Origin of the sequence: Cohnella laeviribosi DSM 21336 (assembly GCF_000378425.1) — a bacterium.
Lineage (GTDB): Bacteria > Bacillota > Bacilli > Paenibacillales > Paenibacillaceae > Cohnella > Cohnella laeviribosi.
In genome coordinates, this window is record NZ_KB899834.1 from 14,645 (window position 1) to 31,692 (window position 17,048).

General features: G+C 57.1%; 18 protein-coding genes and 2 pseudogenes. 14 read left to right on the plus strand and 6 right to left on the minus strand.

Annotated elements, in window-relative coordinates:
* Positions 1–63: 63 nt before the first annotated feature.
* The 3 genes from F560_RS0115720 to F560_RS23425 all read left to right on the plus strand — a co-directional run bounded on the left by F560_RS0115720 (position 64) and on the right by F560_RS23425 (position 2,710).
* Positions 64–948, plus strand: a complete 885-nt coding sequence (locus F560_RS0115720) for a VOC family protein (protein WP_019006709.1) — start codon at positions 64–66, stop codon at positions 946–948.
* 101 nt (positions 949–1,049) lie between these two features.
* Positions 1,050–1,859, plus strand: coding sequence for an aliphatic sulfonate ABC transporter permease SsuC (gene ssuC / locus F560_RS0115725; protein WP_033396267.1), 810 nt, complete (start codon positions 1,050–1,052; stop codon positions 1,857–1,859).
* Positions 1,860–1,933: 74 nt separating this feature from the next.
* Positions 1,934–2,710 (plus strand): ATP-binding cassette domain-containing protein, encoded by a 777-nt coding sequence (locus tag F560_RS23425; RefSeq protein ID WP_033396272.1) that lies wholly within the window; start codon positions 1,934–1,936, stop codon positions 2,708–2,710.
* 363 nt (positions 2,711–3,073) lie between these two features.
* On the opposite strand, the gene F560_RS26265 is transcribed toward F560_RS23425, so the two are convergent.
* Both F560_RS26265 and F560_RS0115740 read right to left on the minus strand, forming a co-directional pair.
* Positions 3,074–3,202, minus strand: a complete 129-nt coding sequence (locus tag F560_RS26265; protein ID WP_019006712.1) for a hypothetical protein — start codon at positions 3,200–3,202, stop codon at positions 3,074–3,076.
* Between the two features lie 178 nt (positions 3,203–3,380).
* Positions 3,381–5,102 (minus strand): methyl-accepting chemotaxis protein, encoded by a 1,722-nt coding sequence (locus tag F560_RS0115740; protein ID WP_019006713.1) that lies wholly within the window; start codon positions 5,100–5,102, stop codon positions 3,381–3,383.
* Between the two features lie 416 nt (positions 5,103–5,518).
* On the opposite strand from F560_RS0115740, the pseudogene F560_RS24235 reads away from it, so the two are divergent.
* The 7 genes and pseudogenes from F560_RS24235 to F560_RS24240 all read left to right on the plus strand — a co-directional run bounded on the left by F560_RS24235 (position 5,519) and on the right by F560_RS24240 (position 11,253).
* Positions 5,519–6,019: pseudogene (locus F560_RS24235) on the plus strand (SDR family NAD(P)-dependent oxidoreductase).
* A gap of 63 nt (positions 6,020–6,082) precedes the next feature.
* Complete coding sequence (locus F560_RS0115750; RefSeq protein WP_019006716.1) at positions 6,083–6,958, plus strand: SMP-30/gluconolactonase/LRE family protein; 876 nt, start codon at positions 6,083–6,085, stop codon at positions 6,956–6,958.
* Positions 6,959–7,178: 220 nt separating this feature from the next.
* On the plus strand, positions 7,179–8,021 hold the full coding sequence (locus F560_RS0115755) for a class I fructose-bisphosphate aldolase (protein ID WP_019006717.1): 843 nt from the start codon (positions 7,179–7,181) through the stop codon (positions 8,019–8,021).
* Positions 8,021–9,178, plus strand: coding sequence for a Gfo/Idh/MocA family protein (locus tag F560_RS0115760; protein ID WP_019006718.1), 1,158 nt, complete (start codon positions 8,021–8,023; stop codon positions 9,176–9,178). Before F560_RS0115755 ends, F560_RS0115760 begins: the two co-directional genes overlap by 1 nt.
* Positions 9,175–10,398, plus strand: a complete 1,224-nt coding sequence (locus tag F560_RS0115765; protein ID WP_019006719.1) for a carbohydrate kinase family protein — start codon at positions 9,175–9,177, stop codon at positions 10,396–10,398. Before F560_RS0115760 ends, F560_RS0115765 begins: the two co-directional genes overlap by 4 nt.
* A gap of 97 nt (positions 10,399–10,495) precedes the next feature.
* Complete coding sequence (locus tag F560_RS26270; protein WP_019006720.1) at positions 10,496–10,762, plus strand: DeoR family transcriptional regulator; 267 nt, start codon at positions 10,496–10,498, stop codon at positions 10,760–10,762.
* Positions 10,717–11,253, plus strand: a complete 537-nt coding sequence (locus F560_RS24240; protein WP_019006721.1) for a DeoR/GlpR family DNA-binding transcription regulator — start codon at positions 10,717–10,719, stop codon at positions 11,251–11,253. Before F560_RS26270 ends, F560_RS24240 begins: the two co-directional genes overlap by 46 nt.
* Positions 11,254–11,279: 26 nt before the next feature.
* Here the strand turns inward: F560_RS24240 and F560_RS0115775 are convergent, their stop codons facing one another.
* Positions 11,280–11,849: a stalk domain-containing protein gene (locus tag F560_RS0115775; protein ID WP_019006722.1), complete on the minus strand. Its 570-nt coding sequence runs from the start codon at positions 11,847–11,849 to the stop codon at positions 11,280–11,282.
* A 135-nt stretch (positions 11,850–11,984) separates the two neighbouring features.
* Positions 11,985–12,101 carry a hypothetical protein gene (locus F560_RS25105; protein WP_019006723.1) on the minus strand — a complete coding sequence of 39 codons (117 nt, stop codon included), beginning with the start codon at positions 12,099–12,101 and terminating at the stop codon, positions 11,985–11,987.
* Between the two features lie 358 nt (positions 12,102–12,459).
* Here F560_RS25105 and F560_RS0115785 point away from each other — a divergent pair, with 358 nt between their 5' ends.
* On the plus strand, positions 12,460–12,831 hold the full coding sequence (locus F560_RS0115785) for a hypothetical protein (protein ID WP_019006724.1): 372 nt from the start codon (positions 12,460–12,462) through the stop codon (positions 12,829–12,831).
* A 243-nt stretch (positions 12,832–13,074) separates the two neighbouring features.
* Here the strand turns inward: F560_RS0115785 and F560_RS0115790 are convergent, their stop codons facing one another.
* Together F560_RS0115790 and F560_RS0115795 are read right to left on the minus strand one after the other, a co-directional pair.
* Complete coding sequence (locus F560_RS0115790; protein WP_019006725.1) at positions 13,075–13,620, minus strand: hypothetical protein; 546 nt, start codon at positions 13,618–13,620, stop codon at positions 13,075–13,077.
* A 123-nt stretch (positions 13,621–13,743) separates the two neighbouring features.
* On the minus strand, positions 13,744–14,652 hold the full coding sequence (locus tag F560_RS0115795) for a hypothetical protein (protein WP_019006726.1): 909 nt from the start codon (positions 14,650–14,652) through the stop codon (positions 13,744–13,746).
* Positions 14,653–14,828: 176 nt separating this feature from the next.
* Between F560_RS0115795 and F560_RS24245 the strand changes: the two genes are divergently transcribed.
* The 3 genes and pseudogenes from F560_RS24245 to F560_RS24250 all read left to right on the plus strand — a co-directional run.
* The gene (locus F560_RS24245; RefSeq protein ID WP_019006727.1) at positions 14,829–15,311 is read left to right on the plus strand and encodes a helix-turn-helix transcriptional regulator; all 483 of its coding nucleotides are present in this window, start codon (positions 14,829–14,831) and stop codon (positions 15,309–15,311) included.
* A gap of 79 nt (positions 15,312–15,390) precedes the next feature.
* Positions 15,391–16,371 (plus strand): ATP-binding protein, encoded by a 981-nt coding sequence (locus F560_RS26455; protein ID WP_083932099.1) that lies wholly within the window; start codon positions 15,391–15,393, stop codon positions 16,369–16,371.
* 33 nt (positions 16,372–16,404) lie between these two features.
* A pseudogene (locus F560_RS24250) lies at positions 16,405–17,034 on the plus strand (radical SAM family heme chaperone HemW); the annotation flags it as partial.
* Between the last annotated feature and the right edge of the window lie 14 nt (positions 17,035–17,048).

The window sequence follows — 17,048 nt, forward strand, 5'->3', positions numbered from 1 at the left end:
GTGTCCGACCGTTCGCTGACGAAAGCCTGATTTGATATGGATTCGATAAGGAGGCAATCTTTTATGACGATTCGCTATATTGACCACGTGCTCATCGCCGTTCCGGATCTGGATGCGGCGGCGGAACAGTACCGGAAGCTGGGCTTCCATGTCACGGCAGGTGGAACGCATCCGGACCGGGGAACCGCCAACCGGCTGGTCGTGCTGGAGGACGGGTATTTGGAACTGATCGCCGTGCACGACCGGACGGCGGCATGGCCGGAGCTGGTCCGTCATTTGGACCAAAACGGCCCCGGACTCTTTACGTTCGCTTTCGGCAGCAGCGATCTGGATGCGGACGTGGCCCGGTTCAGATCCCGCAATGCCGAAGGGATCACATCGCTTCAGGCCGAGGAACCGCAGGAAGGGGAACTGGTGACTTCGGGAGCGAAGCGCCGGGGCTGGCGGAGCAGCCGTGTGTCCGGCGGCGAAAGGGTGAACCCTTTCTTGATTCAGCATGACAGCACCGATGAAGAAAAGCGTCTCAAGCTGTTCGGCGACCATCCGCCACAATCGCATCCGCTCGGTTATGGGCGTATCGAACGCCTCGAGGTGGTCTTCCCTTCGCTCGAAGAGGGCGAAGCCTATTTCCGCGACGGCTACGGGCTCTCCCGCGTCGGGGAGCAGTCCGTTTGCCCCAGCCGCCAGGGAGACCGGATATTCTTCCCCCTCGCGCAAGGGCAGCTTGAAGTCATTGCCCCGAATTCCCCGGACAGCCCGTTAAATGACTTTGTGTCGCTGCGAAAATATGGGGTGCGGGGAGTCGTCCTTACGGTTCCCGATCTGGACGGCGCGGCTTCCTACTTGGCCGGCCAGGGGATTCGAATCACCCGGTCCCCCATTTCGGGCGCCGTCCAGATTGATCCGGCCGATGCCCTGGGCGCTAGATTGGTGCTCGTAAAAGAATAGCGGCCGCCGATCGGCCTCGTTGCGGGCATCCGCTCATTGACCGGCGGATATCCGCTTACCGACCGGCGGGTATCCGCCCCCTGTGTAGGAGGAAAATCAATATGCATCGCGTAACACGAGGGTTGTTCCGGCGCGCGAGCCGGGCGCTGCCTTGGTATATCCCGCTGGCCGTCCTGGCCGTTTGGCAACTGCTCGGCGGCATCGGCTGGATTCCAGAACGGACGCTTCCGACGCCGTATCAGGTGCTTGCCGCCGGTTTCGATCTGCTGCGCGACGGAGAATTGACGCATGCCATCCTCGTCAGCACCTGGCGGGCGCTCATCGGATTTGCGGTCGGCGGTTCGATCGGTTTTTTGCTGGGCCTTCTGAACGGCGTCATTCCGCTCTTCGAGAAGCTGACCGACTCCACGATCCAGATGATTCGGAACATCCCCCATCTGGCGATGATTCCGTTGGTGATTGCCTGGTTCGGAATCGAAGAGAAGGCGAAGATTTTTCTGGTCGCGCTCGGCGTGTTGTTTCCGATTTATCTCAATACGCTGCACGGGATACGGTCCGTTGATCCCGGCCTCATCGAGATGGGCAAAGTGTACGGGCTGCGCGGGTGGAGGCTTTACCGCAAAGTCGTGTTGCCCGGGGCGCTGCCTTCCGTTCTGGTCGGCGTCCGTTTTTCGCTCGGCATCATGTGGCTTACCCTGATCGTGGCCGAAACGATCGCGGCGGATGCGGGGATCGGCTTTATGGCGATGAACGCGAGGGAATTTTTCCAGCTTGACGTCGTCGTGCTCAGCATTCTGCTTTATGCGCTGCTCGGCAAGTTGTCCGACCTGATCGCAAAATGGCTGGAAAGGAGATGGCTCAAGTGGCATCCGCATTTCGGCAAGGAGGCCTCGCCGTCAAAGACTTCCTGAATTTGAACGAAGCCGCCGGCGAAACGCCGCTTGCGGACGAAGAGGCGAGGCTTTCGCAAAAGCAGGAGAGTGGCATGTCCGTCGAGCTTGACGGCGTTGCCAAAAGCTTCGGCGGCAAGCCGGTGCTGCAGAATATCCGCTTGTCGATCCGGCGGGGGGAGTTTGTCGCCGTCGTCGGCCGCAGCGGCTGCGGCAAAAGCACGCTGCTCCGGCTGATCGCCGGTCTGGACAACGCCAGCTCGGGCACGCTCGAACGGGACGGCAAGCCGGTTGACGGCATCAGTCCGGACACGCGGTTCATGTTCCAGGAAGCTCGCCTGCTGCCGTGGAACAGCGTGCTCGACAACGTCCGCATCGGCGTCGTCGGCTCGGATGCGAAGAGCGCGAAGAGGAAAGCCTATGCCGCGCTGGAGCTGGTCGGTCTGCAGGACCGGGCGGGCGATTGGCCGTCCGTCCTGTCCGGCGGTCAGCGTCAGCGCGTCGCGCTGGCCCGCGCGATTGTCGGCAATCCCCGCCTGCTGCTGTTCGACGAGCCGCTCGGCGCGCTCGATGCGCTGACGCGCATTGAAATGCAGCGGCTGATCGAACAGCTGTGGCTGCAGCGGGGATTCACGGCTGTGATGGTTACCCACGACGTCAGCGAAGCGGTGGCGCTGGCGGATCGGGTCGTCCTGATCGAGGAAGGACGTATCGCGATGGACTTGCCGGTCACGCTGGCCAGACCGCGCGAAAGAGACAACGGCTTCGTTCATTTCGAACGGCTGATTTTGGACCGGGTGATGACCCCGGCAGGCCGTCCGGCGGAGCGAGCGGATACGGCCGCGGGACGAGCGCCGGACCCGCTGTCATGACCGTGCTCTTCCCGGTCGGATCGGTCATGCGCAGGCGAGCCGGGTTCGTTTGGCATGATGGCGATAGCAGTACGAAGCGCGCGAGGAAACGAGCAAAATAGAAGCGAAATATAAAGCCGTTTTTGCATGACGCTTACCGTGCGGAGACCGGCTTTTTTTCTGGAGGGGGGAGGTTCGGCTTTTGGTAACCGGCCCGCGGGAGCGGGTCAGCGGCGCTGCAGTGCGCCGGAGCGTCGGGCACACGAACCAACGGGTACACGACGAACGAGAGACGGTTGCGGGACGGCCATGAAACCCCCATAAAAAAAAAAGCCCATCAGGCTCAATCGAGCTTGATGGGGAGAAAGCAAAGGTTGCGATACCTTAGAAAATTCCGATTCCCGCCCTAAGGATGATGACCAACAGAATGAAGAGCACGAGAACGAATGCAGCGGCACGGAGACCACCGCCATATCCGCCATATCCGCCATATCCGCCAACAGGATAACTCATGAAATCACCACCTGTTTGATTTTCTGTGATTGTTCATCACATCCTTAGCTTATGAACGGATAATCGTACGGTCTGTGCATTCGCACAGATCCCTAAAGATTCCGCGAATGCACAGAAGCGGCATCACGACGCGGCTTTCGGCAGGTTCCCCTTCGGCTCTCCTTCAGGCGGGCGGAGCTTATACTTTGAATTTGCCGACTAACGTTTGCAGTGAATCCGACATTTCCCTCAGCCTTAATGCGGTTTGCAGCATCTCCTGGCTCGTCGCCGTTTGCTCTTCCGTCATGGCTGCAACTTCTTCGGAGAACGAAGCGGTTTCTTCCGTAATCCTCGCAATTTCGCGGACAGACGTTTCCACGGCTTTACTGCCGGCAGACATTTGCTCTACAGTCGCAGCAACCTCCACGATTTGGGCGCTGAGGGTATTTACTTCTTCCATGATCGTGCGGAACGATTCGCCTGCACTCATCATGGCATCGATGCCGTTCTTTACGTCCGTGCTGCCGTTATCTACTTTTAGGACAAGCCCGTTAATGCCGTCCAGCATCGTTTCAATCGTTTCATTAATCTCAGTAGTGGAACGCGCAGATTGGTCAGCAAGCTTGCGGATTTCATCTGCAACGACGGCAAATCCGCGGCCCTGTTCGCCGGCGCGCGCCGCTTCGATTGCGGCATTCAGGGAAAGAAGATTCGTTTGGTTTGAAATCTCTTGGATATGGCTTACCACGTTCCGGATTTGTTCGGACAAGCGCCCAAGCTCCGCTGCGGACGTTTGGATCTCGGAGAAGATCGTTTCGATGCGGCCGATTTTATCCGCGTTCTGCCGCATTTCGTTGGCGCTCTGCGTGGCGATGGATTGCGTACGATGCGCAAGATCGGATACGCCGGTCGCAGTGGAGGCCACTTGCTCCAGTCCCGATACGGTTTCCTGAATAATGGCGGAGATCTCTTGCGTTTGGGATACTTGATGTTCCGCCCCTTGGGCTACGCGTTGAACCGACTGGGCGATTTGGTCGGACGCCTTGGAACTCTCCTCTGCGCCGTTCTTCAGCAAATTTGCGGAACCCCTGAGTTCCTCGGTGCTTGCTTGAATGTCGGCAATCATGCTTTGGAGGCTAGCCAGCAGCAAATTCGTCTGATCGGCCAAATCCTTCGTTTCATCTTTCGTTTTCACGGAGATTCGCTTTGTTAAATCGCCGCCGGAAGAGGCGATTTCTGCGATGGCGCTGCCTACCTTGCGCACGTTGCGTGCCGTTAAGGCGCCTGTAAAATAACAAGAAATCGCCGCGACGGCAATCACGAGCACAAGCGATCCGTACAACTGTTTTTGAAGCTGGTCGTTCTTCTTTTCCAACGCCGCGACACGTTCCGCGGTCAGCTTTTTTTCCGTTGCGCGGAAATCGGCTAGCTGCTCGCGCAGAGCGTCCATATCCTTTTTCCCCGGATCCTCTTGGAAGAATTGCTGAATTCCCTTGTTGTCATTCGCGCTCTTCATGGCGATCACGTTCTCGCCGGCGACATGAATCCAGTTTTCGACGTTCTTCTGAATGGCTTTCAGCTTGTCCTGCTGGCTCGGGTTATCGGCAACAAGCTTAAACAGGGAATCGTAATGTTCCGCCCAGCGCTTTTTCCCGTTATAGTAAGGGTCTAAATATTTGGTATCCCCAGTGATGACAAAGCCGCGCTGTCCCGTTTCCATATCGATAAGATCTTTCTCAATGGATTGGGCCAAGCTATGTACTTCCATATCGTGATTGACAATAAACTCGGTCTCCTTTTGAAAGGCCGACAGCTGTTTGGTTACGCTAAGGATTTCGAAGACCAAGCAGACGATGACGATTAAAAAACCGATAGCGATTTTGTTCTGGATGCGGTTAAACCGGATCGATGGGCGTTTCATTCAGTCTGCACTCCTTGTTGTGTGTGTCTGTTGTATGTACAACTTTGAAAATTTTAGCCGTAACTGGTGGCCCGTTGAATCGTTTATCCCCCTCGCTTCATTCCAATATATGCCTATTGTAGGGTCAAAGGTCGAAGGATGTAAAGGTGGAACTGTACGACTTTTCGAGGTTGATTTTCGCGGCGCCGTAGAGGGCGTTCCAGTGGTCCGTACAAGGCGTACGGTTCGAATCCCGACGGCCGCGTTGTTTGGCATGAAACCTTCCCCTAAATAGAATCGTCAAGGACAAAGATGGAAGCGGTGTTCCTGCCGATTCGATTGTTTTTGGACCGGCCCCCCCGGCTTATATCATTTCCGTGGCGAGGAATTCGGATTCGCTGTGCGCGACCGGGTTAGCCCTTGGGGACGCTGCGATAATGCGACCGCTGCTCGAAGCGACGGCCGAGGATTGGGACAACGTCATCAACATCGGCCTTCGAGGCGTGTTTCTGTGCAGTAAACATGTCGCGGCACATATGGTAAAACAGAAGAAGGGCGCGATCTTCAATATTTCATCGAACCATGCGCTCGCCACGCTGCCGGATACCGAAATCTACGCCGCGGCCAAGGCGGGCGTCAATGGCATGACGCGCAGCATGGCGCTCAGCCTGGGCAAAGCGGGCATTCGCGTCAATGCGATCTGTCCGGGATTTACGGATACGCCTCACTATCGGGCGTAGCTGAACAAGGACGGCAATGCCGCCGAGGTGGAGCGGGAAGTCCGCTTCGTTCATGCGGGAAACCGGATCAGCACGCCGCAGGATATCGGACGGCTGGCGGTTTTCCTTGCATCCGACGGGGCGGAAATGATTACAGGGGCGGAAATCCTGATCGACGGCGGCATGTCCGCCCGGTTGTACAACTCAAAGGTGTGCTGAACCGGAGGGAGCCGATCAACCTGCATGACGCGGCTCTTTCCGGGAAGAAACGGAGGCGTAAGGATGAATCAGCCGGAAGTGTTGATCGATATCAGGGCCGTTCTCGGGGAAGGGCCTTCCTGGGACGAAAAGGAGAGCGTTCTTTATTTCACCGACATTTTGGAAAAAAGGGTGTACAAATTCAGCCCTGCCGACGGAAGCCTTAACCGCTATGCGTTCCCTCAATATGTGGGCGCCGTCGTTCCGAGACAGTCCGGAGGGCTGGCGGTGGCCGCGCAGGACGGGATTTACGCGTACGACCCGGATTCGGGGAGCCTAAAGCCGATCGGGCTGCCGGAGAATCCGGACCCGGATCTTCGGTTTAACGACGGCAAGTGCGATCCGAAGGGCCGGTTTTGGGCGGGGACGACCTCGCTCTCGGACCGCGCGGGGGCCTCTTTCCTGTACCGTCTGAATGCGGAAGGGCGTCTGGATGTCATGCTGGAAGGCGTCAGCATCTCCAACGGCTTATGCTGGAGCAGGGACGGCACCGTCATGTATTACATCGATACGCCGACGCGGACGGTTTCCGCCTTCGACTTCGAGATGGAAACCGGCAGCATCCGGAATCGGCGAACGGCAATCGAAATCCCGGAAAGCGAAGGAGCGCCGGACGGCATGACGATCGACGAGGAAGGAAAGCTGTGGATCGCGCATTGGGGAGGGTTCCAGGTGGCCCGCTGGGATCCGGCAACCGGCCGGAAGCTCGCGTCCGTCCGGTTGCCCGTCCCCCTTGTGACTTCGTGCGTCTTTGGCGGCAGCGAGCGCAACGAGCTGTTCATCACAACCGCCCGGATCGGCCTAAGCGAAGACGAGCTGCGCGCGCATCCGCTCTCCGGAGCCGTCTTCCGAGTCGCTGCCGGCGTAAAGGGAGCCGAGACGCATCGCTACTTGGGGTGAGCGGCGGTTTCCGGGCGCAGCGGGGGCATTTCTCGAAACCGATTTTATGAGCATCGTTATGCAACGTCTTGCCGGGTTGTCGGACCCGGCTTTTTTTATTGGCGGCAGCGGGGATGGAGGATTATTTGTGAAAAAAACAAATTTCATCTCGACATAATGTTCGTTTTATTTTAATATTATGTTCGAAAATAACATTCTCGTGAAAAGGAGTTGGCCCGTTTTGTCCAGACCGTACCGCTTGAACCGGATGTTTAGCGCGCAAGGAAAATGTTTCGATGTGGCGATCGACCACGGCTTTTTTAACGAATACACCTTTTTGCAGGGCATCGAGAATATGGAGAAAGCCGTGGCCGCGATCGTGGATGCAGGTCCGGACTGCATTCAGCTTAGCGTCGGTCAGGCCCGATGGCTGCAATCGATCCCGGGCAAGACGAAGCCGGGGCTTGTGCTTCGCGCCGACGCCGCCAACGTATACGGTGCGGAATTGCCCCGCTATCTGTTCAGCGAGACGATCGGCCGCACGATCGAGCAAGCGGTAAGGCTCGACGCGGTGGCGGTTTGCGTCAACCTGCTGCTGTTGCCGGGGCAGCCGGAGCTGCATCATCAGTGCGTGCGCAACATTTCCGCGCTGAAGACGGAAGCGGAGAAATACGGGATGCCGCTCATGGTCGAGCCGCTCGTCATGCTCCCGAACGAAGCGAAGGGCGGCTATATGGTCGACGGGGACATCCGCAAGATCATGCCGCTCGTCCGCCAGGCCGTGGAGCTCGGCGCGGACGTCATCAAGGCGGACCCGTGCGACGACGTAACCGAATATCATCGGGTGATCGAGGTCGCGTCCGGCATTCCGGTGCTCGTCAGGGGCGGCGGCCGCGCGTCGGACGAGGAGATCGTCCATCGGACGGTCGAGCTGATGAAGCAGGGAGCGTCGGGAATCGTCTACGGCCGCAATATCGTTCAGCATCCCCGCCCGGCGGCGATGACGCGCGCGCTCATGGCGATCGTTCATGACGGGGCGACGGCGGAACAGGCGCTGGCCGTGCTGAAGGGAGATGCTTTATAATGGCGAAAAAGACCATTCGCTTCGGCGTCATCGGCTGCGGCCTGATGGGCAAGGAATTCGCGAGCGCGGCCGCGCGCTGGTGCCATCTGGAGAACGTCGATTTCGAGCCGCGCATCACCGCGGTTTGCGATGCCAATCCGGCGGCGGCGGAATGGTTTGTCCGTCGGGTGCCGACGGTTGAAAACGCTTATTCCGACTACAAGGACCTGCTGGCCGACCCGAATGTCGACGCCGTGTACTGCGCGGTTCCCCATCATCTTCACGAGCCGATCTACGTCGATATTATCCGGGCGGGCAAGCATCTGCTGGGCGAGAAGCCGTTCGGCATCGACGGGCGGGCGAACGAAGCGATATTGAAAGCGCTTCAGGAGACGCCGGGCATCGTCGTTCGCGCTTCTTCGGAGTTTCCTTTCTTCCCGGGCGCCCAGCAGATCGTCCGGTGGGTCGGGGAAAAGCGGTTCGGCAAAATCATCGAGGTGGAAGCGGGATTCTGGCATTCGAGCGACCTCGATCCCGGCAAGCCGATCAACTGGAAGCGGCGGACGGCGACAAACGGGGAGTACGGCTGCATGGGCGATCTCGGCCTGCACGTGCTGCATTTGCCTTTAAGATTCGGCTGGAAGCCGGCCAGCGTCCGCGCGCTGCTGTCGAAGATCGTGACGGAGCGGCCCGACGGCCGGGGCGGCAAGGTTCCTTGCGAGACGTGGGACAACGCGATCCTCGCCTGCGAGGCGGAGTCGGAGGGGGAATCGTTCCCGATGGTCCTGTCCATGAAGCGGATTGCGCCCGGCCACGCCAACACATGGTTTATCCGGATCGCGGGGACGGAATTTTCGGCGGAATTCTCGACCAAAACCCCGAAGCAGGTCGCCTGCCTGCCGTATCGGCCGGGGGCGGCCCAGGCTTGGCAGATTCAGGACGCGCCTTACAAATCGGCCTATGAGACCATCACGGGCCCGATTTTCGAATTCGGGTTTTCCGATTCGATTTTGCAGATGTGGGCGGCTTTTTGCGACGAGGTGGCGAACGGTCCCGACATGCGGCAGCCCTTCCGCTGCGCCACGCCGGAAGAAGCGGCCGGAAGCCATCGGGTGTTCACCGCCGCGCTGGAATCAAGCCGGACGGGGGAAACCGTGAAAATCGATTGGGGGAGATGAGCTTGAGCAAACAGTCGGCGGAAGCGGTCGTGGCGGGCCATATTTGTCTGGATATCATCCCTCGGATCGAGGCGAAAAGCGGCGGCATCGGCTCGATTGTCGTTCCCGGCAAGCTGGTGGAGATCGGCCCGGCGCTCGCTTCGACCGGGGGAGCCGTCGCCAACACCGGCATTGCGCTTCACCGGCTCGGCATTCGGACCAAGCTGATGGGCAAGGTGGGCGGGGACATGTTCGGCCGAACGATCTTGCGCCTGCTCAAGGAGAGCGGCGAGAAGCTGTCCGAGGGAATGATCGTCTCCCGGGAGGAATTCACCTCCTACAGCGTCGTGATCAATCCGCCGGACACGGACCGCACGATTTTGCATTGTCCCGGCACGAACGACACCTTTTCGGCGGACGATGTCCGCACGGAAGACCTGGCGGGAGCGAGACTGTTTCATTTCGGCTATCCTCCGCTGATGAAGCGCATGTATGAGGGCGGGGGCGAGGAGCTGAAGCGGCTCCTGGACAAAGCCAAAGGCGCAGGGCTGACGGTTACGCTGGATATGGCGAGGCCCGATCCGGACGCGCTGTCCGGGCAAGCGGACTGGCCCTCCATTCTTCGGAGAACGCTGCCCTTTGTCGACGTTTTTCTTCCCAGCTTCGACGAAATTCTGTTCATGCTCCGGCCGCGGCTGTTTCGCCGCTTGTCCGAAGAGTGCGGGGGGGCGGACCTGCTGGCGCGGGCGGACGGTCCCTTGCTCTCGTCGCTCGCGGACGAATTGCTCGGCATGGGGACGGCCGTCGTCGCGCTCAAGCTTGGCGAGCACGGGTTGTACGTGAAGACCTCTGCCGACCGGGCGCGGCTTCAGGCGATGGGCGCCTGCGCGCCGGACCGGCGCGTTATTTCCGCCTGGAGCGGACGGGAGCTGCTCGCGCCCTGTTTCCGGGTGAAGGCGGTCGGCACGACCGGCGCGGGCGACTGCACGATTGCCGGCTTTCTGGCGGGCATGCTCAGGGGACTGCCGCTTGAGGAGACGATGCGGTATGCCGTCGCGGCCGGAGCCTGCAACGTGGAGGCGGCCGACGCGATCAGCGGCATTCCGCAGTGGCGGGCGCTGACGGAGCGGATGGCGTCCGGCTGGGCGCATCGGGACCCGCTTCTTCCGCTGCCGGGCTGGGCGTACCGGCCCGATTGCCGGTTGTGGGCGTCGGAACGCGACGCGGCGCGGCAGGGTTGATTCGCGGTATCGGGCAGGCGATAATAGAATAAGCGGTCATCGAATCGGATGAAATCAAGCCATCGGCACCGGAAATCGTCGGGAGGACGCGAAGACCATGGGCGATAAGTTGAATGAGAGGCAGCAACAAATTCTGGAGTGGCTTAACGCGGAGCGCGAAGTGAAAATTTCCGAGCTGAAGGAAGCGTTCGGCGTCACGGAAATGACGATTCGCCGCGACCTGGAGAAGCTGGAAGCCGCGGGCAACGTCAAGCGGACGTTCGGGGGGGGGCCATTCTGGTCGGACGGGATATCGCGCTGGCCGAACGCTACCAGTCGATGTCGGAAGCGAAGGTTCGCATCGGCAAATATGCGGCGGCGTTGATTCGGCCCGGGGAGTCCGTCTTTCTCGACGCGGGAACGACCACGTTTCAGGTCGCGCGGTATTTGCCCTCCGGCTTTCCGATCACCGTCGTGACCAACGCGGTCAATATCGCTTCCGAGCTCATGGGCAAGCAAATCCAGACGATCGTCACCGGCGGTTTGCTCATGGAGGCAACGGGCGCGCTGGCCGGACCGGTTACCGTGGACATGCTCTCCGGCATGGCGTTCGACCGCGTGTTTCTCGGCGCCACCGGGCTCGATGCAAGGCACGGGTTCAGCAATTCCAACGTTTACGAAGCCGAAGTCAAAAAGGCGGCGATCCGGCAGGCGGCGGAAGTGAACGTCGTGATGGACGCTTCCAAGTTCGGCGCCCGGGTATTGTTCTCCTATGCGCCGCTGGACGAAGTGCACCGCCTCGTGACCGACCGGATGCCGGACGAGACGCTGCGGCTTGCCTGCGAGGAAGCGGGCATGCGCATCGAAATCGGGTAACGGTCCGTTTTGAATCGCGCCCCAGGCTAGGGGATCAGTTCCAATTCGCGAAGGCTTCTGATCGACAGGTACGCTTTTCCCTCAGCATATTTGATCTTGATCGTCTTTCCGTTGGACAGCGAATGAAAGGCGACTCCGGAAGACGTGTCGAGTCTGAACTGCGGCAATTCGACCTTGTTGCCGTTGCCGTACAGCGTCAGCCCGTTGAACGCGGTACCGCTGTCGGGCTCGCCGACCTCGGCCGTGACGCCGAGCGATTGCGCGTCCTCCAGAGAAACCCAATCCTGCGCGTTCAGTTCTTCCGAGGCGTCGATGCCTGCGGAAGCTTCTTTTTTGTCCAATGAAATCGTGCCGTCCTTGAAGTCGACGCCGTAGCCGAGCAGCCGGCCGGCTTCGCGCAGCGGAATATAGGTGGAACCGTTGTAGGTCAAGGGGACGTTGGCCATCGGGACCGTCTTGCCGTCCACTTTCACGACATAGTCGGGCCTAAGCAGAGCGGTAACTTTGGCGAATGCGGGCGCGCCGATTGCGGAACCGGCTGAAGCGAGCAGAGCGCCGGCAACGAGGCCGATGACGAGCATGCGCAAATTTTTCAAAATACGTCAGCTCCTTCCGTCGTTTGTCGTTCATTATAGCATGTCCGGATGGCGCCCGTTGGCCGGATTAAAAAAATAAAAGCATCACGCCTTAAAGAGCGCGATGCGGAAGAAAAAACGGACCGAGACCGGTCTTTAGTATATGCCGAAGCCGGCACGAAGGATGATAACGAGCAGAACAAAGAGGACCAGGACGAACGCCGCTCCCCCGAAGCCGTGTTTGTGGCCGTATCCTCCAACGGGATAACTCATGATATCACCTCCGTTTGGATGGTTGTGATTGCTCATCACCCTTTTACTCTATGTGCGAAAAACCATATGGACAGTACAGCAGCCTATGAGCCGCGATAATCCGCAAACGCACAAAAAGGCCGCCTGAAGGAACAAGGATTCCTGAGGCGGCCTTTTTCGGCGTTCTCTCCTTTCCGCGCCCGGAGGCGTCCGGCCATGAGAATCATGTAAAAAAAATGAAGGATCGTTCATATTTAAGGAACCGCTAAGGTTCGTCGGTTACGGTGAATGCAGCGGGAGGGAGGGGATAGCGGCAACCTTCATACCTGCAGCTTAGATTTTCGCCGAACGGAACGATTTTAAACGGAGGGATGATAGGGTGAAACTCGGGAAATGGTCTGTTTTGCTGGCGTTGGCGGCCTTTTTGATCTTTTCGGGCTGTTCGTCGGGCAACGGTAACGGAAACGATACGGGAACGATCGAGCAGGACGGCGTCCAAACGGATGCAGGCCTGAACGGAGGGACGGACGCGGACGGCAGCGGTCTGGACGGCGCGGGCGGTGCGGAAAGCACGCCGGAAAGCTCCGTGGACGGTGCGGTCGACGGTTCCGGCTCCGCGGACGGAACCGGCGTGTCCGACGGCGCGCCGGCGGACGACGGCGCTTCTCCGGAAGCGTCGGCGGACGCTTCGAGCCCGGCTGCGGATGCCGGCGCGGAAGCAAGCGGCAGCCCCGCCGCCGCGACGGAGTAACGGCGCGTACAGGAAAACAAAAGCAGCCCAGGCGGTTAGTCCCGGGCTGCTTTTGAAATAGTACGCTCAGCATGGGTGTCATTTTGGGGTGTCCATGACTTATTGCAGTCGAATGAGTTACCCATATACCAAGAAATCCGAAGCCGCCAGAGCATGCCGGAATGCTAAATTCTTTAGACGACTTCTCCTCTCGCAAAGACCAGAGCGACCTGTTGGAGTGAATGCTCTACTTGTTTTTTCTTATTAAAGCTTGCTGGATTTTTCGTTCAGAAGCTGTTTCAGTTCTTCATTGGAATACAGACCTTGTATTCCTTTTATTTTAACGGTCAATACTTTATTTGCAGCTTCTGCAAGAGAATTGGTATTGTCCACTCTACTTTGTGAAGCGCCGTCGGAAACGACATATTGATCTATTTCTGGTCTATATGAAAGGAACAATAGATACTTCTGGTTTGCTTTTACTTTATCTCTTGACTGATAAAGTTTAATATTATCCGATGCGGCTTTGCCGAAAAAGGTTTCTTCAATATGCAATGCTGCTTCTTGATGGGAACCTTCGGGGTTGCCGAGTTCTTTATCTTTGACTTCACTGACGGAGTCTACATTTACAAGAACAACCAGATCCGTTTTGCCCTTAAGCATTTGTTCGATATTATACAAAGGAAGGTCGCCGTTTGATGCCGTTTCTTCAATTGAAGAATTTGCGGCAATTGCATTGGAGTTGTTTTTTGCTGAACAGCCTGAAATAACCAGCACACTTACAATAATAAGAAATAGGAATTTTTTCATTATTTTCACATCCTTTCTAAATCGTATTGACGTTAATCACCGATCAAATGTTGCAGTGAAGCTGGGATACGGCCGCCCAGAAGAACAAAAGCAGCCTGGGGGGTTAGCCCCGGGCTGCTTTTGTCATGATTTTGCAAAATGCGCGATAAACGTCTCCGCGTTCGCCTGATGCTCCGCCGTGTTGCGGATCGCGGCGATAAACTGCTTGCCGGTTACGCCGAGAAGCTCGGAGAGCGGACTGTCGGTAAGGTCGATGCCGTAGACATGCTCCTTATCCTGTTCCTCCTCCTTCTCCTTAAGCGCGGCGCCGGTTTTCAGCAGCGGCCGAATCGCCGGTCCGCCGACCTCGTCGAGCGGCAGGAACGCTCCCTGCTTGGCCAGCTTGGTGAAATTGTCTTTATCCAAAATATACAAGTCCGATTTGTCGGTCATGACGACCAGCATGCTCTTCTGGATAAGCGCCATATCCTGCTCGCTGCGCATTTGCGAAGGCACATACGTAAGGCCGGCGACTACGCGTTTCCAATCGGGAAACAGCTTGGCGATGTCCTGGCCGAGCGGTTCGGTATCGCTTCCGAAGCCGTCGCCGTAAAAATATTCTCCGAAAAACATGACGGACAAGCTGGCGGGGGGAAGGCTGGCCAGACGCTGCTGTTCCTCGCGGTGGTCGATGTAGCTTTTGATGCCGTAGCCGATCAGCAGCAATACGGCGATGGCCCCGAGGATATGAAACTTGTAGTAATGGATAAAATGATCCCACTTCCGCTTGGTCTCGGCCATCTTTTTATATTTTCCATAGTTTTGTTCGATGAATTGCTTGCTTGCCTGCTGCTCCTCGTATTCGTGGATGAATCGATAAGCCCGGTTGATCAATTCCAGATCGATCGTCTCGCCGGAAGAAGGCTCCGAATGCTCCCGCATTCTCTCGGCGCGGGCTTTGCGCGTGAGCAAGTAATAGCGTTTTTCCAGCTCTTCCTTGGTTGCGTTTTCAGGAAGTCCCAGCGCTTCGTATGCCTCTTTCAAGCTTTCCATCGGGTCACCCTCTATCTATCATGTTATCAATAAGTATACAATCTATAAAACGGTTCCTCAAATGAGCAAGAGCGTTTCCGGCAGACCGGCGAAGGAATGAAAGTAAGGGGGACGGAACGCTTTCTTCGCTGCTGGTTTGTCCCGATCCTTATGTCGTTTTGCGCGACCCGGAGGATGTGTACTATACGCTCAAAAGTCTGGTTCTGGAGCTGGACCGCCGCGAAGCCGAAGAAAATTTGGCCATGCTGCTGTTTGCCCAACTGCTCATCCGCATTGCCCGGCTGCGCGCGGAGGCGGAGAACAAGTCCCCGTTTGGTGCGAATCCGCATGTCCGGAAAACGGTCGATTTTCTATACCAGAACTACGACCGCCCCATTCAGGTGAAGGATATCGCGGCGGCGGCCAACGTCCATCCGGGCTACCTCCACCGTATTTTCAAGGCGCAGACCGGACAGACGCTTACGGAGTACCTGACCGCTTTGCGAATGGAAAAGGCGAAGATGCTGCTGCTGCACACCGACGTTCCGGTCGCCGATATTAGCGATTATGTGGGCGTCGGCAGCCGGCCGTATTTTCATTCCCTCTTCAAAAAACATACGAACATGACGCCTTTGGGATTCAGGCGCTCCATGGTTGCGGAGAAGGTTCCGGATGGATAAAAAAGGTTAGCATTTTATACACCTATCCGGCCAATCGGTCTCAATATGGATAACGCTTTCCCGTCCGTCCGGCTACAATGTGAAGCAGAGCTATCCTTCAAAACGTGTTAATGTTCTGCTTTTTAAGAACCGTGACGGCTTTCAGGTTAAGGTGGCAGACTTTAGTTTAGGTCGTGACTTTCGAAGAGAATCTATACTTACTAGAAAAAGCCAAACAAATCTAGGTCAAGATGCTTTTGTAGCACCTGAACAATTACAAAACTTAAATAATGCCAGTGAATTATCGGATATATATGCTGTTGGATCTCTCATGTCATTCATGTTAACAGCTAGTGATCCACGTTATGAAACTCCAAATTCAACGCTTGGTCCAATTATCGCTCAATTCCGCGAAAAAGATCCTCAGCGTCGGCCTCAAAATGTGACAGACGCTTTACGTTTACTTGATTTATTCGAAAGCATTACAAACAAAGGTATTCAATTGGATATAAATGAAATAAAAAATCAGTTTGATAAAGATGGATTTTTGTCTGAAGAAGCTTATCATCATTTAACATACTATCTAACTCGTGAAAATCCAATTTTTAATGGATATAAACAAGGTAATTTAACATACAATAGATATTTTGTTCCACTGATTCATATACAAGACTTACTCGCCTATTGGGCCAAAATATCACTGAAATCCAATGTTCAACTATTTTATAGACGTTTATCAGAACAATTGGATACTTTAGTAGGGCAAACTAATTGGAATTTTCGTGATATGTTTTCCATTGGAGAAATGATGATGAAACTTTTCTATGCAAACGATGATCTTAAACTGCCGCTCGATCCCGTCGCCGCCAACCTCTTCTTCCACGTTGTCAGTGCGCGTTACAAACGTGGGAGCGTGGTGATGACCAGTAACAAGAGTTTCGGCGAATGGGGAGAGTTGCTTGGAGATCGCGTGCTGGCCACGGCCGTCCTGGATCGGCTGCTGCACCACGCGCATATTCTGAACATCCGAGGCAACAGCTACCGGATGAAAGGGAAGCTGCCGCTTTCATCGGATCAGTGACGACATGGGCGGGTGGGTCAATTTAAATCCGGCCTTGACAGCGCGGTCGAGCTCGATCTGCCGCATTACTCGCTGTACGGGCTGAAGATCGAGGAAAACACGCTGTTCCATGTGCTCTAAGAGCGTAACGAGCTGCCCCTCCCCGCCGAGGAAGAAGAGCTGCAGATGTATCTGCACATCATGGAGCGGCTCGAGGCGGCGGGACGACGGCAGTACGAGGTCAGCAATTTCGCGCTGCCGGGCTTTGAAAGCCGGCACAACATGACCTATTGGCGCAACGAACCGTACTACGGCATCGGCGCCGGCGCCCACGGGTATGCGCGCGGCGTCCGCCACGTCAACATCAAGAGCGTGACGCCGTATATCGAGGCGGCAAGCGACCGGCTGCCCCGGCTGTCCGAAGAGCGGGTGGACGAGAGCGAAGCGATGGAAGACTTCATGATGGTCGGGCTCCGCATGCGGGACGGCGTCCGCGACGCCGACTTCGCGGCCCAGTTCGGCGGCCGCTCGATCGATGACGTGTTCGGCGGCGTCATCGGTCCGCTCCGCGACGCCGGCCTGATCGAGCGCCGTCCCGACGGCACCGGCTGGCGGCTCACCGAGCGCGGCATTCCGCTCGGCAACGAGGTGTTCGGCGCGTTCGTCGGCGTGCTGAGCGGATGACATTCGCGCCTAGC

Excerpts from the sequence above, each read along its gene's own strand:
- F560_RS0115720 (WP_019006709.1), top strand. The coding sequence starts at position 64 with ATGACGATTCGCTATATTGACCACGTGCTCATCGCCGTTCCGGATCTG.
- F560_RS0115750 (WP_019006716.1), top strand. The coding sequence starts at position 6,083 with ATGAATCAGCCGGAAGTGTTGATCGATATCAGGGCCGTTCTCGGGGAA.
- F560_RS26265 (WP_019006712.1), bottom strand. The coding sequence starts at position 3,202 with ATGAGTTATCCTGTTGGCGGATATGGCGGATATGGCGGATATGGCGGT.
- F560_RS25105 (WP_019006723.1), bottom strand. The coding sequence starts at position 12,101 with ATGAGTTATCCCGTTGGAGGATACGGCCACAAACACGGCTTCGGGGGA.
- F560_RS24240 (WP_019006721.1), top strand. The coding sequence starts at position 10,717 with ATGTCGGAAGCGAAGGTTCGCATCGGCAAATATGCGGCGGCGTTGATT.
- F560_RS23425 (WP_033396272.1), top strand. The coding sequence starts at position 1,934 with ATGTCCGTCGAGCTTGACGGCGTTGCCAAAAGCTTCGGCGGCAAGCCG.
- ssuC (WP_033396267.1), top strand. The coding sequence starts at position 1,050 with ATGCATCGCGTAACACGAGGGTTGTTCCGGCGCGCGAGCCGGGCGCTG.
- F560_RS0115765 (WP_019006719.1), top strand. The coding sequence starts at position 9,175 with ATGAGCTTGAGCAAACAGTCGGCGGAAGCGGTCGTGGCGGGCCATATT.
- F560_RS0115740 (WP_019006713.1), bottom strand. The coding sequence starts at position 5,102 with ATGAAACGCCCATCGATCCGGTTTAACCGCATCCAGAACAAAATCGCT.
- F560_RS0115795 (WP_019006726.1), bottom strand. The coding sequence starts at position 14,652 with ATGGAAAGCTTGAAAGAGGCATACGAAGCGCTGGGACTTCCTGAAAAC.
- F560_RS26270 (WP_019006720.1), top strand. The coding sequence starts at position 10,496 with ATGGGCGATAAGTTGAATGAGAGGCAGCAACAAATTCTGGAGTGGCTT.
- F560_RS0115790 (WP_019006725.1), bottom strand. The coding sequence starts at position 13,620 with ATGAAAAAATTCCTATTTCTTATTATTGTAAGTGTGCTGGTTATTTCA.
- F560_RS0115760 (WP_019006718.1), top strand. The coding sequence starts at position 8,021 with ATGGCGAAAAAGACCATTCGCTTCGGCGTCATCGGCTGCGGCCTGATG.